The organism is Bacillus sp. SJ-10 (assembly GCF_002843505.1).
Lineage (GTDB): Bacteria > Bacillota > Bacilli > Bacillales > Bacillaceae > Bacillus > Bacillus velezensis.
Map to the genome: position 1 here is coordinate 1,262,399 of NZ_CP025258.1, position 18,802 is coordinate 1,281,200.

At 39.9% G+C, this 18,802-nt stretch carries 7 protein-coding genes; 5 read left to right on the plus strand and 2 right to left on the minus strand.

Annotated elements, in window-relative coordinates:
* The 5 genes from CXL14_RS20515 to CXL14_RS06415 all read left to right on the plus strand — a co-directional run bounded on the left by CXL14_RS20515 (window position 1) and on the right by CXL14_RS06415 (window position 16,327).
* Complete coding sequence (locus tag CXL14_RS20515) at window positions 1-11,307, plus strand: non-ribosomal peptide synthetase (protein WP_014418995.1); 11,307 nt, start codon at window positions 1-3, stop codon at window positions 11,305-11,307.
* A 197-nt stretch (window positions 11,308-11,504) separates the two neighbouring features.
* The gene (locus tag CXL14_RS06400; protein ID WP_014418994.1) at window positions 11,505-13,247 is read left to right on the plus strand and encodes an ABC transporter ATP-binding protein; all 1,743 of its coding nucleotides are present in this window, start codon (window positions 11,505-11,507) and stop codon (window positions 13,245-13,247) included.
* 73 nt (window positions 13,248-13,320) lie between these two features.
* Window positions 13,321-14,385, plus strand: coding sequence for a saccharopine dehydrogenase NADP-binding domain-containing protein (locus CXL14_RS06405; RefSeq protein ID WP_014418993.1), 1,065 nt, complete (start codon window positions 13,321-13,323; stop codon window positions 14,383-14,385).
* An 86-nt stretch (window positions 14,386-14,471) separates the two neighbouring features.
* Window positions 14,472-15,539, plus strand: coding sequence for a DUF3810 domain-containing protein (locus CXL14_RS06410; protein WP_032863891.1), 1,068 nt, complete (start codon window positions 14,472-14,474; stop codon window positions 15,537-15,539).
* 50 nt (window positions 15,540-15,589) lie between these two features.
* The gene (locus tag CXL14_RS06415) at window positions 15,590-16,327 is read left to right on the plus strand and encodes a thioesterase II family protein (RefSeq protein ID WP_014418991.1); all 738 of its coding nucleotides are present in this window, start codon (window positions 15,590-15,592) and stop codon (window positions 16,325-16,327) included.
* Between the two features lie 520 nt (window positions 16,328-16,847).
* On the opposite strand, the gene CXL14_RS06420 is transcribed toward CXL14_RS06415, so the two are convergent.
* Window positions 16,848-18,185 carry an MFS transporter gene (locus CXL14_RS06420; RefSeq protein WP_014418990.1) on the minus strand — a complete coding sequence of 446 codons (1,338 nt, stop codon included), beginning with the start codon at window positions 18,183-18,185 and terminating at the stop codon, window positions 16,848-16,850.
* Window positions 18,158-18,781, minus strand: a complete 624-nt coding sequence (locus CXL14_RS06425) for a TetR/AcrR family transcriptional regulator (RefSeq protein ID WP_014418989.1) — start codon at window positions 18,779-18,781, stop codon at window positions 18,158-18,160. Before CXL14_RS06425 ends, CXL14_RS06420 begins: the two co-directional genes overlap by 28 nt.
* Between the last annotated feature and the right edge of the window lie 21 nt (window positions 18,782-18,802).

The following is an 18,802-nucleotide window of genomic DNA, read 5'->3' on the forward strand; positions in this document are numbered from 1 at the left end:
ATGAATAAAAATTCTAACCGAATCCAGTATAAAGATTTCAGCGTATGGCAGAATTTTTATGATATCTCAAAACAGGAAGAATATTGGAGGAGGGAATTCGCTGGTGAAATTGCCAGGGTGGATTTGAAGACGGATTTCCTCCGTCCTCAAATCCAGTCTTTCAGGGGAGCCAATGTTGTAGCAAAGGTAAAAGAGCCATTAAGCTCAGGGGTTAAAAATCTAGCCCTAAAGCATGGTGCTACTGAATTTATGGTTACCCTATCTGTGTTCATTTTATTATTAGCCAAATATAGTCGCCAAAAGGATATTATTGTAGGAACTACCGTGTCAGGCCGAGTTCATGCAGATACTAAGGGTATGTTGGGGATGTTTGTCAATACTCTGGTGATCAAGGGAGAAGTTAGTCCGGATGAGACCTTTGAGCATTTGATATTAGCTGTGAAGGAGAAGTGTCTGCAGGCTTATGATAACCAAGAATACCAATTTGAAGATTTAGTTGAAGCCGTAGAGAAGAAAAGAGATCTCTCAAGAAATCCGATATTTGATTTTATGTTCGGATTAAAAGAAAAGAAAAAACCGACGGAAATGCAAGGCCTATTGGGCGGAAAAAGTGCATTTATTAAAAGAAATGTTTCAAAGTTTGACTTATCCGTTCTGGTTGAATGTGTGTCAGAAGGGTATGAAATTGATTTTGAGTATTGCATAGATTTATTCAAACAAGAAACGATTGAATATATGGCAAGGCATTATGTAACGCTGCTTGAGGAAGCAGTAACACATCCAGAAAAAAAACTTAAAGATTTGCATATGCTTGATATCAGGGAACAAGAGAAGATATTGGTTGATTTCAATGCAACGAATGTAGAATACTCTCGAGAACAAACAGTTGTCAGCTTATTTGAGAATCAGGTAGAGAAAACAGCAGAACATATTGCACTTAAATTTGATGATAAACAGATGACATATGCCGAGCTGAATGAGAGAGCAAATCAGTTGGCGCGTACTCTTCGGGATTTAGGAGTAGTTCCAAACGATTTGGTGGCTCTAGTTACAGAGCGTAGCATGGAAATGATTGTAGGAATATTAGCAATCATCAAGGCAGGGGGAGCTTATGTACCCATCAATCCGGAATATCCAGATAATAGAATTCACTATATGCTGGAGGACAGTAGTCCAAAGATTGTATTGACGTATAAGAATAAGCTGCCAGGGAAGGTAGGGATTCCGGTATTAGATTTAGAAGATGAGAATAATTATGCTAATGAAACGGACAATCTTTTGCATGTTAACAGGTCTAATGATTTAGTGTATTGTATCTACACTTCTGGTACAACTGGAAACCCTAAAGGAGTTTTAATTGAACATCGAAATGTGGTCAATATGTGGGTCACATATAAGGAAACATTTGCACTGAACGACAAGGATACGGTGCTGCAATTTGCAAATGTATCTTTTGACCAAGCGGTGGGAGATATCTTCCCTGCACTATGCAATGGTGCGGCATTATGCATTGTACCAAAACATTTAACCTATGATATGGAGCAACTACAAAAATATATCGATCGAAATAATGTTACAACAGCTTCATTGACACCTAAGTTAATAGACGGGTTGTGTGTTGACGCATTACCGACGCTTCGTTTGCTGGAGTCAGGTGGAGAGGCAGGTCGTCTAGAAACTTTAAAAGAATGGGCGAAAAAGGTAGAAGTGCTAAACACATATGGTCCTACAGAATCTACTGTAAATGCAACTAGTTTTAGAGTGAATACAGACTCTACTTCCATTACCATTGGACGTCCGATTGCAAATACAAAGGTATATCTTCTAAATGAAATGGAGCTATGCGGTATTGGAATACCTGGCGAGTTGTGCATTGCAGGAGATGGTTTAGCAAGAGGTTATTTGAATCAGCCAGAATTGACAGATAAGAAGTTTATTCAAAATCCCTTCGGTGAGGGAAAACTGTACCGTACAGGAGATTTAGCACGTTGGCAGCCAGATGGAAATATAGAGTATTTAGGCCGTATAGATGAACAAGTGAAAGTCCGTGGTTACAGGATAGAGTTAGGGGAAATTGAAAGTGTATTAAGAAAACAGAGTAACATCACGGATGCTGTCGTTGTTGTAAAAGAAGTTGGAAACGATGAAATTCTCTGTGCATATCTCATTGGAGAGAAGGGTCAAGAATTAATTATACCCGAAATTAAGGAAGCGATAAGAGAAGAAGTAACAGAGTATATGATTCCTGCCTTTATGATACAGATCGATGAATTTCCACTAACCATAAATGGAAAGCTGGATAAAACTAGGTTGCCAGAGCCAGATATGTTAGAAAGCTCGAAATACGTACCACCAAGTAATAAGACGGAGCAAGCAATCGTAGATGTATTTGAGGAAATTCTAGGAATATCTCCAGTCGGCATAGAGGATAGTTTCTTTGAACTGGGAGGACATTCGTTAAAAGCGACGGCAGCCATTAATGCCATCGAGAAGAAGACAGGGATTCGTTTGCCAGTCAAAGATATATTTAGTTTACCAACTCCTGTCATGTTGTCGAGAAAGATTGAGGCCGCGGGAGAAGGCGAATATAGTCCAATACCACAAGCAGAACAGAGAGAAGCTTATCCAGCATCCTCTACACAGAAACGATTGTTTATTCTGGATCAGATGGAAGGCAACAGTACTGCATATAACATGGCGTCAGCGCTAGAAGTAACGGGTAACCTTGATTTAGAAAAAATACAACAAGCCATAGATCGTCTGATTAAGCGTCATGAGTCGCTGCGAACAAGTTTTGTAATGACCGAAGAAGGAGCATATCAAGTCATTGCAGACGAGGTATTCTACCAAGTGGAATATGAAGAGACCGACAGCTACAGTGACGCTGACATGGAACAATTTGTACGCCCGTTTGACATCGGAACAGCACCGCTCATGCGTTTTAAAGTAGTCAAAGAAAGAAATCGGAACAACTATATTTTACTATTTGATATGCACCATATTATTTCCGATCATCAGACGCTAAATCTATTAATCGAAGATTTCTCACGATTGTATAACGGTGAAGAATTACAACCACTTGAACTACAATACAAAGATTATAGTGAATGGATGCGTGGCAGAAACCTGGAGAGTCAGAGAAACTATTGGAAAGAAGTATTTAAAGAAGAGGCACCGGTTTTGGATTTGGTGACGGACTATCCACGTCCCAAAATCCAAAGCTACAAAGGAGCCCAAGTGTCTGTTCAGCTTAGCCAAGAGCAGAAAGCTGGCATTCAAAATATAAATAAACAACATGGAACGACAGATTACATGACCTTACTGGCTGTATTTATGATAGAACTGCATAAATACAGCAGGCAACAAGATATCGTGGTAGGAACACCCATCTCAGGCAGGGTGCATCCGGATACCGAGACGATCGCAGGCATGTTTGTCAATACGCTGGCAATGAGAGGGTATCCAAGGGCTGAAAAAACATTCTTAGAATTTTTAAGCGAGATCAAAGAGCTGGCATTGAATGCGTATGAGAATCAAGAATACCCATTTGAAGAATTGGTAGAGGAAGTAGAAGTACGCCGTGATCTGTCACGCAATCCGCTGTTTGACGTGATGTTTACCATGCAGAATAACGAGGAAATCCATCTTGCGATGGGCGAAGCACAGGTAGAGATGCTGGGCATTCCTTTCATTGATGCCAAATTTGATTTGGATTTACAAGCTACAGCGTATGAAGAGGGGTACGCTTTAGATCTGGTATATTGCAGTGATTTATTTACCGAGACTTCGGCACAGGTCATCCTGGAGCATTTTAAGGTGTTGCTGGACAGGGTGATTGCTAACCCTGAAATGAAATTGTCTGAACTCCACATGGTCAGTGAGGTAGAGCAACAAAGAATACTAACGGTTTTCAATAATACCCATACGGAGTATGCACAGCATCATACGGCAGTGGAACGATTCGAGAAACATGCGGAACAGACACCTGAGAAGACGGTAATTGAATACGAAACGGGCGTACTTCGTTATGGAGAAGTCAACCGAAAGGCCAATGCCTTGGCATGGGAACTGATTTCGTTAGGTGTTCAGCCCAATGATCGAGTGGCCATCATGGCTTCCCTTGAAGCGGAAACGATCATTGGCATTTTAGGCGTGCTAAAGAGTGGAGCCGCCTATGTCCCGATTGATCCAGCAACACCGAAGGAACGAATAGAGCATATTCTGAACGATGCAGCACCCAAGGTCATCTTAACAAGAGAGAAGACTTTGGAAACGGAAGTCCCATTCATCTCTATGAATCTTGAAGATCTGGGCGAGAAGGAGACAAATCCAGCGTGTGCTGTTGAAAAGGGCGACATCGCCTATGTGATTTACACATCAGGAACGACAGGAAAGCCCAAAGGCGTGGCGGTTACACGAGGCAATTTGGATCATTACTTGTCGTATGCAGATCAGGAGTACCAGAAAGAAGCTTGTACGACGGTACTGATTACAAGCTTAAGTTTCGACCTCTCCGTAACGTCCTTGTTCTTACCGCTGATTAGTGGTGGATCTCTTCTATTAAAGGGAGGAGACACGGAGGAAAGGTTACGTGCAGCATTCAAAGATAACAGGGTAACTTTCCTTAAACTTACTCCGTCCCATTTAAAAATGCTGGAAACTTATGCAGACGGCGTAGATGTACCGAATTTAGAAACGCTGATTGTCGGTGGAGAAGAGTTAACCACAGATACGGCATGGAAAACGCAGAAGCTATTAGGAGACAGGGTCAAGATTCATAACGAATATGGCCCTACAGAGACTACCGTAGGATGCTGTGACTATGTCTATTCCAGCGAAAAAGATAAGGGTTTAAGTGTAGGAATCGGACATCCCATTGCCAATATGCAGCTCTATATACTGAATGAGATGGAGTTATGTAGTGTAGGCGTTCCTGGTGAGCTATGCATCGCAGGAGACGGAGTAGCCAAAGGCTATCTAAACCAGCCTGAATTAACAGCGGAGAAGTTTATCGACAATCCATATGGCGAAGGGAAGTTATACCGCTCTGGAGATTTGGCGAGATGGCTGCCTAACGGAGAGATGGAATACCTGGGAAGAATAGATGAACAGGTTAAAATCCGAGGATATCGGATCGAGTTGTCCGAGATCGAGAGCGTTCTAAGGAATCAGCCGGGTATATCTGATGTAGCCGTTGTTGCATTGGAAGTAGGCGGTGACAAGAGTATATGTGCCTACCTGATCCCGACAAATCAAGAGCAGCAACTGGATATGTCTGAAATCAAAAATGATTTGAGAGACAAACTGCCTGAGTATATGTTACCTGGCTTTATGATGCAGATTGATGCCTTGCCACTGACTCCAAATGGGAAGCTGGATGCAAAAGCACTGCCAGAACTAAATGCATTAGCAGGACAGGAATATATGCCACCAAGAACTAAAACAGAGAAAGTCATTACGGACATATTTGAAGAAATCTTAGGAATATCTCCAGTCGGCATAGAGGATAGTTTCTTTGAACTGGGAGGACATTCGTTAAAAGCGACGGCAGCCATTAATGCCATCGAGAAGAAGACAGGGATTCGTTTGCCAGTCAAAGATATATTTAGTTCACCAACTCCTGTCATGTTGTCGAGAAAGATTGAGGCCGCGGGAGAAGGCGAATATAGTCCAATACCACAAGCAGAACAGAGAGAAGCTTATCCAGCATCCTCTACACAGAAACGATTGTTTATTCTGGATCAGATGGAAGGCAACAGTACAGCATATAACATGGCGTCAGCGCTAGAAGTAACAGGTAACCTTGATTTAGAAAAAATACAACAAGCCATAGATCGTCTGATTAAGCGTCATGAGTCGTTGCGAACAAGTTTTGTCATGACAGAAGGAGAAACCTTTCAAGTCATTGCAGACGAGGTATTCTACCAAGTGGAATATGAAGAGACCGACAGCTACAGTGACGCTGACATGGAACAATTTGTACGCCCGTTTGACATCGGAACAGCACCGCTCATGCGTTTTAAAGCAGTCAAAGAAAGAAATCAGAACAACTATATTTTACTATTTGATATGCACCATATTATTTCCGATCATCAGACGCTAAATATATTAATCGAAGATTTCTCACGATTGTATAACGGTGAAGAATTACAACCACTTGAAATCCAATACAAGGATTATAGTGAATGGATGCGTGGCAGAAACCTGGAGAGTCAGAGAAACTATTGGAAAGAAGTATTCAAAGAAGAGGCACCGGTTTTGGATTTGGTGACGGACTATCCACGTCCCAAAATCCAAAGCTACAAAGGAGCCCAAGTGTCTGTTCAGCTTAGCCAAGAGCAGAAAGCTGGCATTCAAAATATAAATAAACAACATGGAACGACAGATTACATGACCTTACTGGCTGTATTTATGATAGAACTGCATAAATACAGCAGGCAACAAGATATCGTGGTAGGAACACCCATCTCAGGCCGAGTGCATCAGGACACCGAGACAATAGCCGGCATGTTTGTCAATACGCTGGCAATGAGAGGGTATCCAAGGGCTGAAAAAACGTTCTTAGAATTTTTAAGCGAGATCAAAGAGCTGGCATTGAATGCATATGAGAATCAAGAATACCCGTTTGAAGAATTGGTAGAGGAAGTAGAAGTACGCCGTGATCTGTCACGCAATCCGCTGTTTGACGTGATGTTTACCATGCAGAATAACGAGGAAATCCATCTTGCGATGGGCGAAGCACAGGTAGAGATGCTGGGCATTCCTTTCATTGATGCCAAATTTGATTTGGATTTACAAGCTACAGCGTATGAAGAGGGGTACGCTTTAGATCTGGTATATTGCAGTGATTTATTTACCGAGACTTCGGCACAGGTCATCCTGGAGCATTTTAAGGTGTTGCTGGACAGGGTGATTGCTAACCCTGAAATGAAATTGTCTGAACTCCACATGGTCAGTGAGGTAGAGCAACAAAGAATACTAACGGTTTTCAATAATACCCATACGGAGTATGCACAGCATCATATGGCAGTGGAACGTTTCGAGAAACATACGGAACAGACACCTGAGAAGACGGTAATCGAATACGAAACGGGCGTACTTCGTTATGGAGAAGTCAACCGAAAGGCCAATGCATTGGCATGGGAACTGATTTCGTTAGGTGTTAAGCCCAATGATCGAGTGGCCATCATGGCTTCCCTTGAAGCGGAAACGATCATTGGCATTTTAGGCGTGCTAAAGAGTGGAGCCGCCTATGTCCCGATTGATCCAGCAACTCCGAAGGAACGAATAGAGCATATTCTGAACGATGCAGCACCCAAGGTCATTTTAACAAGAGAGAAGACTATGGAAACGGAAGTCCCACTCATCTCGATGAATCTTGAAGATCTGGGCGAGAATGCGGAAAACCCAGCGTGTGCCGTTGAAAAAGACGACATCGCCTATGTGATTTACACATCAGGAACGACAGGAAAGCCCAAAGGTGTGGCGGTGACACGAGGCAATCTGGATCATTACTTGTCGTATGCAGATCAAGAATACCAGAAGGAAGCTTGTACGACGGTACTGATTACAAGCTTAAGTTTCGACCTCTCCGTAACGTCCTTGTTCTTACCGCTGATTAGTGGTGGATCTCTTCTATTAAAGGGAGGAGACGCGGAGGAAAGGTTACGTGCAGCATTCAAAGATAACAGGGTAACCTTCCTTAAGCTTACTCCGTCACATTTAAAAATGCTAGAAACCTATGCAGACGGCGTAGATGTACCGAATTTAGAAACGCTGATTGTCGGTGGAGAAGAGTTCACCACAGATACGGCACGGAAAACGCAGAAGCTATTAGGAGACAGCGTCAAGATTCATAACGAATATGGCCCTACGGAGACTACCGTAGGATGCTGTGACTATATCTATTCCAGCGAAAAAGATAAGGGTTTAAGTGTAGGAATCGGGCGTCCCATTGCCAATATGCAGCTCTATATACTGAATGAGATGGAGTTATGTGGTATTGGCATTCCTGGTGAGCTATGCATCGCCGGAGACGGAGTAGCCAAGGGATATCTAAACCAGCCTGAATTAACAGCGCAGAAGTTTATCGACAATCCATATGGCGAAGGGAAGTTATACCGCTCTGGAGATTTGGCGAGATGGCTGCCTAACGGGGAGATCGAATACCTGGGAAGAATAGATGAACAGGTTAAAATCCGAGGATATCGGATCGAGTTGTCCGAGATCGAGAGCGTTCTAAGGAATCAGCCGGGTATATCTGATGTAGCCGTTGTTGCATTGGAAGTAGGCGGTGACAAGAGTATATGTGCCTACCTGATCCCGACAAATCAAGAGCAGCAACTGGATATGTCTGAAATCAAAAATGATTTGAGAGACAAACTGCCTGAGTATATGTTACCTGGCTTTATGATGCAGATTGATGCCTTGCCACTGACTTCAAATGGGAAGCTGGATGCAAAAGCACTGCCAGAACCAAATGCATTAGCAGGACAGGAATATATGCCACCAAGAACTAAAACAGAGAAAGTCATTACGGACATATTTGAAGAAATCTTAGGAATATCTCCAGTCGGCATAGAAGACAGTTTCTTTGAACTTGGCGGAGATTCTATTAAAGCAATTAAGGCCGTTTCGAAGTTACGGGAAAAAGGTTATAAGCTTTCTTTCGCCGCATTAATGTATCAGCAGACCCCAAGAAAGATTGGGGAAAATATTCAAATGGGAGAAGTAAATCAAGTATACGAACAGGGAGAAATCAATGGGGAAAGTCCATTAACCCCTATACAACTAGAATTTTTCAATAAGAATCACGTCGTACCTAATCATTATAATCAGGCCTTAATGTTAAGAAGTGATGAGCCATTTGACATACCTAGTTTAAAGACAGCAATTACTGAAATCATTAAACATCATGACGCTTTAAGAAATGTATATGACGGACAACGTCAAATCACGCTGTCTACAGAGGAAAGCAAGCTATATGATTGGTATGAAAAAGATTATACAAAAGTGCAAGATGTATCGAAAGAGATAGAGTATGCCAGCGATAAATTACAGGCAAGCATAGACCTAGCCACCGGGCCTTTAGTAAAAGTAGGGCTGTTCCATTCAGACAGTGGAGATCATTTACTAATTTGTGTACATCATCTGGTCATAGACGGTGTATCATGGAGAATTCTGCTGGAGGATTTATTTAGTGGATATCGACAAATACAAGAGACAGGTAAAATCACGCTGCCAATGAAAACGGCTTCGTACAAGGAATGGGCGAATGCTTTAACACAATATGCTAAGAGTGAAGTGCTTTCAGATGAAATAGCATACTGGAAAAATATATCGGATAAATCAAATAGTACTGAGACATTCAAGAGTACACAAACAGCAAGTGGTCAATATAAAAATAAAGTAGTGAAAGTGGACTCTGAAACGACGAAAAAGCTGTTGCTCGAAGCTGGAAAGACATATAAAACAGAAATAAACGACTTGTTACTGGCATCGCTGACCATTGCAGTAAAAGAATGGAGAAACTCTAAGTACCTAACCATAGAAATGGAAGGTCACGGGAGAGAGACAATAGATAGAGAGATCGCCATCGATCGTACAGTTGGTTGGTTTACAAGTGTATATCCTATTATTTTGGAGACAAAAGATACTGTTGAAGAAAGCATTTTGGAGACAAAACAAACATTGAAACAGGTCCCTAATCATGGAATTGGATATGGAGTTTTGAGATATCTTGGTGAGCATAGCGGACTTGAGATGAGCGCAGCAATAACATTCAATTATCTTGGAGAATTGGATAACGAGATAGACAGAATTGAAGGAATATCCATGTCGGGAATGCCATTAGGAAGAAGTATGTCAGAAAAAAATTCATCAGGAATGGGATTGTCTCTAAATGGGGCTGTTTTAAATGGGCAACTTGAATTTGACATCATATATGATACTGGATTGTATACTGACGAGGATGCTCAAACATTGGTATTGGCATATGAAAGAGCAATTAAGGATGTTGTCGAAACGTGTTTAACCAGAAAAGGAACAGTAAAAATGCCATTAGATGAAACATTAATTGGTGATAACCGTGATGGCGATCTAAAGTGCATGATACAAAAACAGTTGAATTATTATGGAGATAACCATATTAAAACACGTTCTACTTTAGAATGTCCTGTATTGACAGGACATGAGGACTTCTTGCGACCGGATACAGAAATTATTACTGAAATCATAACAATAGAAGGAACGGCAGAGAACGCTTCTTTATCACTCAGAGGAATAATTTCCAGGCATGGGGCATTAAGAACGAAATTAAATCAAAAAATGACCTATTTAGAAGAATACGATTATTCAGATGAGTGGGAAATTCCAGTAGTGAAAGGAACCTTAGAATTATCTGCAGAACAATTTAAAGAAATTGTGAATGAAATGAGTTTTCTAACTGATGATAAGCTGTTATCTAGATTTTTAATCGTAGAAATAGATGCAGACCATTGCTTAGTACTTAGTGCAATTCATCATTTAATATGGGATGGAGTCTCACAAGATTTGTTTAAGGTTATGCTTCATGAAACTTTGAACAACAGACTTACCACTCCCTATAACTATTCTTTCATAGAATATTGCAAAATGATTAAAAAGAAAGTTGACGAACTGGAAATTCCTGATGCTCAAGAGTCTAACATGGAAGAGTATATTGAAGCTGCTAAACAATCAGCTGATTTGGTCTCTCGACGAGACACTAAGAGGTCTACAGAAATTCATGTAAAACTAAATGAGTTACAATATCAGAAATTTAGCGAACAACCCATTAATACAGCAGTAGAATTTATATCAAGGCTTATGTATAGTGACTTACCTGAAGAATTAAATAACATCCCTGTTTCTGTTTTGACACATAACAGAGATGAATTCAATAAGGAAATGTTGGGGCTAACTTTAAATTTAGATTATTCAATTTATGATAGGAAAAGTAAAACGCAAAAACAGCTTTTATCAACATCAGAAAAATCGAGTATTAATCAATCTGCAATTACAGAAAAGTTGTTTCTTATAGCACAAAAGTACGGTTTTAATGAAATGTCCCATCGCATTCCAATCATTAATTATCAGGGAGTCCTTGATAAGTTTGCAAGTAGAGATGACATATCACTTGAGAAGATGTTTTTACAAACACAGATTATAGAGTCTGAAGATTTTGGAGTTAGCATGCACTTTTACATTCAAAATAGTACTCTAATTGCTCGCATTACAGGCATTACAATTGAAGAAGAGCTCCTTAATGATGTCATGAAGAATATTTAATGTTGGATCTTACCCGTAAAACCACCCGCTATGCGGGTGGAGGGGTCATAAAAAGACATATGATGCCAGATCATGTGCATATGCTCGCGGTCCCACCCAACATATCTGAAATATGCACATGATCTAGCAATAAACAATTGGAGTGTAAATTAGACATGCTCTAAATGAAATTAGAAACAAGAAGGGGGGCTTATAGTATGAATGAAAAAATTTCAAAAAGCATATACAAAAAGAATATAGGCTTATTTATTTTGTCCTGCTTACTTGGTATCATGACATCTATTCTGTTTATTGCATTGGCAATTATACTACAAAAGTTTATTGATTATTCTATTAATAAAGATATTGACAATATCTTTAAGGTGACTACTGTTTCCGTTATTTTATTGCCTTTAGGTGCAGTGGGAATGTATGTGGGGTATGCTGTTAAAAATTTATATACAAAAAGGGCAACGTTAAACCTGAAAAATACCCTTGTTGAAAATATTTTGCGGTTAGATATGAGAAGTTTCAACAAGGAGAGTAATGGAACCTACATATCACGATTGTCAAATGATATAACGATAATTCAAAACGATTATATAAAAGGGACCGTGGAAATATTTGTTCAGCTAGCTATGCTTGTAGGCGGAGTGCTTGCGATGTTTATCATTAATTCATTCCTTGCATTGAGTATATTACTCACTTGTATCATTCCACTTGCAGTTTCGAGTATATTTAATAATCGTATGCAAAAAGCACAAGGTGAAGTGGCTGAGCAAAATAAAAATTATGTATCTTTCATTAAAGATATATTGTCTGGAAATCAGGTTGTTAAGAGCTTTAACATCGAAAAGGAGATTTTTGAAAGGGCAAAGGCAAAGGCGAACAAGCAGGAAAAAGCAAAAATGGTATACGAAAATCTGTTGTCACTCATTATGTCACTTACTGATATTTCAACTTTTCTTGTTGCTGTAGTCATATTTATTGTGGGTACTCAGCAGCTAATGAAAGGAGAAATTACAGTAGGAGAGATTATGGCTTTTATTCAATTGTTAAATTGCGTAACAGTTCCCATTAATAGACTCATAACCGGTTTTACCAAAAGGCAGGCCAGTCGGGCTTTATTAATGAATTTCAATAAAATTGGAGAGGCAAAAACGGATCAAACTCAAAGAATTGATATCCCTAAATTCAGTAATAAAATTTCTCTAAATGGGCTTTCGTTAAGCGTAGATGGGAAAAAAATTTTAGATGATATTAATTTTGAATTTGAATATGGAAAGTCTTATGCCATTGTAGGAACAAGTGGGAGTGGAAAGACAACCTTATTAAAGATGTTGACTGGGTTTTATGATGGGTATGAAGGAAATATCAGGTATGACGGGGTTGATCTTGAGAAAATAAGTGATCAGTCCATTTTCCAAAATGTTAGTTTTATTCATCAGGACTGTTTTATCTTTGATGATACGATTGAACAAAATATTAAATTGTTTCGTGAATGTGACACAGATGAGTTTGAGCAAGTCATAAAGAAGAGTATGTTACAGAAATTGATTCATGACAGAGGCGGCTTTGATGTATTATGTGGAGAAAATGGAATCCATTTTTCAGGTGGGGAAAAACAGAGAATTTCTATAGCAAGAGCACTCCTGAGAAAATCACCTATATTACTTATGGACGAGGCGACTTCAGCGTTGGACAATCAAACAGCTAGTGACCTTGAGTGTATGTTAAGTGAAATGCAGGGCATTACGAGAATTTCCATTACTCATAGGCTGGATGAATCAATTCTTAGTGGATATGATGAAATTGTCTTATTGAATAATGGGAAAATTGAAGAACACGGCACGTATCATAAATTAATGGAAGCCAAACAAAGATTTTATGCATTGAGTATGTTGAGTAGACATAATAATGATCTTTTAATAGAGAAAGGTATAACTAGTCTTGTATTTTAAATCTCAATGGTTGTATGAAATAAGTTTTTGGACAGTTTTGATGCTTGTATAAGATGAAAGGGGTGTCGTACGGATGGAGCAAATCGCAGTTGTTGGGTGTGGCGGAATGATCGGTGAAGTCATCTGTAAGAACTTATGTAAAGACTTTATTGTTAAGGGCGGACAGCGGCGTGAACCTACAGCATTAATGAACCTTAATAATTTTAACTACCAATTCCTGGATGTTTCTGACTGGGAGAACTTGATTGCGTTCTGTACTGATTGTACGGTTGTCATTAATTGTGCAGGGCCTGAATTTGTAATTAAAGATAGAGTTGCTCAGGCAGCCATGAAAGTAGGAGCAAAATATGTTGATGCTTCCAATGCTTTATTATTGAATCAGGAGCAAAAGCTAGAGCTTAAAGCTAACGGTGTAAATTACATAGGAGCTGGTTTTTGTCCTGGAATTACAGGTCTGCTATTAAAACGAGTGATAAATCATTTATTAGACGAAACTAAGCATGTGAATTGTTATATTGGTGGTGCGGAACATTATACGAAAACTTCTATCTCAGATATATTAATGAGTGGCCATAGTGTAATTGGAAAAACAGACTCTTATTGGAGTGATCATTGTGTTAAAACGGAAAATATAAATATGATGCAGAAAGAATTTGTACCTGAAGTGGATGTTCCTGTCTATAAGAAACCGTATTTAAGTCAAGAGATCATTGATATTCTGGAAGTTAGTTCGGTACAAGAACTTCACTGGTACAATATAGCGGCAAATGATTATATTTTCCGTTTGGCAATGCAATTTTATCAAATGCAACTTGAGTCTTCGGTTGAAGAAGCAATGAAAAAACTAGACATTAGCTTAGAGGAGCAACCTAAAGAGGAATGGATAGCTTTAGTCATTGATGCTACAGGAGTGAAAGATGGAAAGAATGTTAGGTGCAGATTGAATTTACAAATGGAAACGAGTTCAGAGTTAACGGGTACAGTGGCTGCCGAAATCGCCCGACAAGCTGTTTCGAGTAATAGACCTAATGGTACCTACTGGGCTTATGAAGTGCTTCCTATAGATTTTATGAATCAATATGTTTTTTCTAATAAGCATGATTTTTATGAGGAAAAGTATGTTGAAATAAAGAAATGATATGACTAGGTTACATGGCGTACATCTGATATTTATTGGATAGGGGGGAGTACATTATAAAAAAGCTTTTACTTAAGAGATTACCGTTGATTTCACTTGGAGTTATAGCTTACATACTGACAAAATACGCGCAGAACCATCAGGATTGGGCGGAAAAATACAGTAGGTCTGTATATCCGTTATTGTCAAAAATAGTAGGATTTGTACCTTCTTGGGTCACATTTTCTGTTAGTGAATGGCTCGTCGTGTTGGTTGTGTTACTTTTTCTATTTTATATCGTTTATTTTGTGCGCAAGGTTATCATGAGTAAAGGTGCACGTAGGATGGTAGTTTATCGTGGTGCTCTAGGAATCGTTACGATCTGTAGCGTGATATATTTTTGTTATACTATTTTGGGTGGAATAAACTATTACAGATATTCTTTTTTGTCTTATACCGAATATAAAGAAGAGAACTACAGCAAGGAGGAACTGGTCAAATTGAGTAAGTCGCTTGCCGTTGAAATGGAATTGGCAAGGGAAAAGTTAGCGGATACTGATCTTTTGGCTCATGTACCAGAGGTTTTTGATTATTATGCACAACACGCAGTGTTCTCGATGCAAATGTTATCAAAGAAATATCCTGTTTTGGAGCATTCATATTCAACACCAAAACCAGTGGTGATGTCAAAACTAATGTCGCATGCAGGGATACATGGTATTTTTGTCCCTTTTACTTATGAATCCAATATCAATGTTAATGTGCCAGTTTTTTTGGTGCCTGCTACTATGGCGCATGAATTGGCACATCAGAGTGGTTTCATGCATGAGGATGAGGCTAATTTTATAGCTTATCTGGCATGTAAGCAGCAGGATGATCCAATGATACTATACAGTGGTTTATTTCTGGCATTTGATTATTCTATATCTGAGCTAAAGAAAGTGGATCCAGATAAGGCGTCTGATATAATGTCCAGTCTGTCCAAAGCGGTGCGGCATGATATAGAACAAAATGAGCAGTACCGGGATAAGTATGAGGGTGTTATTTCAAGTATTTCAAGAAATGTAAATGACGTATATCTGAAGGCAAATAATCAGACAGACGGTTTGAATAGCTATAGTGATATGGTGAATTTATTGCTGGCAGAGCAGCGAGAGATAGAGAAGTACAATTAAATGTATCTTGAATACTTATAGGTTTATATAGTAATGATAGTGGGCTCAAGTTGAACATAGGAGTGAGTGAAATAAATAAAATAAAAGTATTTCCTATTCCATATGCTGGAGCGTCGGTAAATGCATATTATGAATGGAAAAAACTACTGCCGGATAGATATGAATTGTGTATATGTGAATTGGCTGGAAGAGGAACTCGATTCACAGAGCCTTGTTACCAGTCTGTTGGTGAAGCAAGTGAAGATATCGCCAAAAGAATAAGTGAACAATTAGAATATGACGATGAATATGTTATATTTGGACACAGCATGGGAGCCTTATTGACTTATGAGATATATTATAAACTTAAGCAAATGGGAACTAAGGAACCAAGGCATCTGTTTTTTTCTGGGCGAGATGCTCCACATATTTTTGAAAAGAGAGAAGACATTGAAAATATGACTAATGAAACTTTCTTGACAAAGGTGGAACAATATGGGGGAATACCAGAGGAGTTTTATACAAAAGAGATTATGGATATGTTTCTTCCGATTTTGCGAGCAGATTTTATAATTTTGGACAATTATAAGTTTCAGCCCAAAGCAGAAAAAATAAGTTGTGGAGTAAGCGTTTTTTATGCGGATAGCGATTTTTCGACTCATATCAATGAAATGCATAAATGGAGTGAAGTTGTTGAAGGGAATGTGAAATTTCATAAGTTTAAAGGAGAACATTTTTTTTTGAATCGGTATCCTAATGATATTGTAAATACTATTGTTAAAGATACAGAGACTTATTCTTGTTCATGAGAGATTCCTCGTTTCGTCAATGTTGGTGTGGTAACTTACATTGTACAAGAGGAATCTCTCTTTCGCATTCATTTTTTGGTAGAATTTAGATAATCGACAGACGTGTTATTATATAAATCTAAAAAGATTTTGGTTTAGACTTTCTTTTCTTTGTACAGTTTGAATGTGTTTTGAAATATTATATTTAAAATAAATTTTATCAGTCTGAGAATCCTTCAATGATTGTTACTTAATTTTGCTTAATTATAAAAGTAATATTCAATAATTGTTTTAGGTAGGTTTTAGTAAGGAGAATTATGAAAAAAATTAAGAAAAAACATTGGAAATAATAAGCTTTCAGTTTTAAGCCCGGTGCCGCTAACAACACGGCGGCCGGGCTTTTTTCACGGCCGGATTACGATGTCAGCGCCGAACTTGATCGGAACTCTCAGCCATTTACATTCCCCTTTTCTCTTGTAAATAAAAAGATTCTAAAACTAGAAAAGGTTCCGGAAAGCAGATGCTTACGGAACCTTTTTCGTTATGCCGAATGGCTTTTTTTCGTCTGAACGGTTTCCCTGGACTTGATACCAAGTGATACGAACAAGCCGATCACAGATACGCCGATCAATATCATAAACAGAATGTGAAATCCGGAGATTAAACCGATCAGTGCTGAAGAAATAATGCTTCCGAAATAACGGAAGGTGGAAAAAATCCCGGATGCGATGCCGGACATGCCCGGTTCTACCGTCGCAAGAGAAGATACCTGCATGCTCGTCAGCCCCGCACCTGACGCGATGCCTCCTACAATAAGCGATGCCATAAGAAACGGAACGGAATGGGAATAAACCAAAAGCAGAAATAAGAGATTGGCTACGGCCATCAGCCCGAAGGACAGAAAAATCATTCTTCGCGCGCCCCATTTCTGATGCAGCTGAGCTCCGCCCCAGTTGCTGGCGGACATGAAAACAGAAAAGACTGACAGCGCCATGCCGCTGTGCGACGTATTCATGCTGAAGTGGCCGGTCATAAAGAGCGGCATAATCAATAACACGGCGTACATCATTAAATTGCTTAACAGAACCGACAGATTGGCGCTCGTAAAGGTCGTGTTTTTAAACAGGTCAAAATCAATAATCGGATGTTTCGTGCGCAGCTCCCGCCTGAAAAATAGCGGAACAAATATGAGAATGAGCAGCGCGTACACCCAATAGCCCAAAGAGCTTTCATTTTTCGTCAGAAGAATTATAGATACAATGCTTCCGGCAAGCAAAACGGACCCGATGATATCAAGCGGAGCGTCAGACGTTTCTTCTTTATATTTAGGAAACATCACTAATGCCGTCACGAGTGCGATCGCAAGAAACGGAATGTTGACCCAAAAGATCGAATGCCAGCTGAAGCTCTCAATTAAAAGAGAGCCGATAAACGGACCGAGAGCCGCGCCCAGCCCGGCACCGAGGCCGAAAAAGCCGAATACTTTCGGAAGCCGTTTTTCAGACACGACATGGCGGATGATGGCGATGCTGTTTGGCGTAAGCAAAGCTCCGCCGGCAGCCTGAAGCGCCCGGAAGAAAATCAATAAGAAAAGACTTGGCGAGAGGGCGCACCCCAATGATGCGATGAGAAAAAGGCCGACGCCCCATAAATACATTTTTTTGTTTCCGTACATATCACCGAGTTTGCCGGCAATGGGCTGTGTCACAGCCATCACGATTAAATACACGGTCACTACCCATGTGATGCTGGCAATTGATTCGCTGAATGAGCGGGAAATGGATGAAAGGGCGACTGCGATCATCGTAGAATTGATGGGAACGAGTATGGCTCCCAGCAAAAGCGAAACGATCAGCGCCCATTCTTTCTTTGACCCCATCCTTCATCCTCCTTGGAGCCGGAAAATGACCGGCCGGTAATGCCTTTCATGAAAATCTCAGTGCTGTGTTTCAGCATCGTTTCCTCAGAGAGAGTAATGACTCTTTTCCCCAGCTGCAGCCGGTGTATAAAATAACCGAAAATCATCGTCATAAAGACGTCTGCATTAGCTTCTTCGCTGCCGGGGCTTATCATATTTTTCTTTGTCAGCTCCTTAAAGTAAACGATTAAATGCTTTTTCACGGATTGCGGATATACGACAATATCCTGCAGGACGTCTTCGAACAGTTCCGGTTCGCGCAGGCAGATGCGGAACACTTCTTTTTTTTGTTCCAATTGCTGCAGAAGGGTCGCGGCGAAATGAAGAAGATCCTCATACAGATCGCCTTCCGCCTTGGTGATCATGCTTTCCGGAGCCGGCGTCTGCTGTTCAATCATGGCTTTCATTAATCCTTGTTTGTTTTTAAAATTACGGAAAATCGTTGCTTCGCTTACTTTTGCTTTTTCTGCGATTTCTTTTGTTGTCGCTGCGCGGTATCCTTTTTGGATGATCAGATTCATCGCGGCGTCAATAATTCTCTTGTTCGTCGTTCTCAACATGTTTCACCTCGCGTAAAT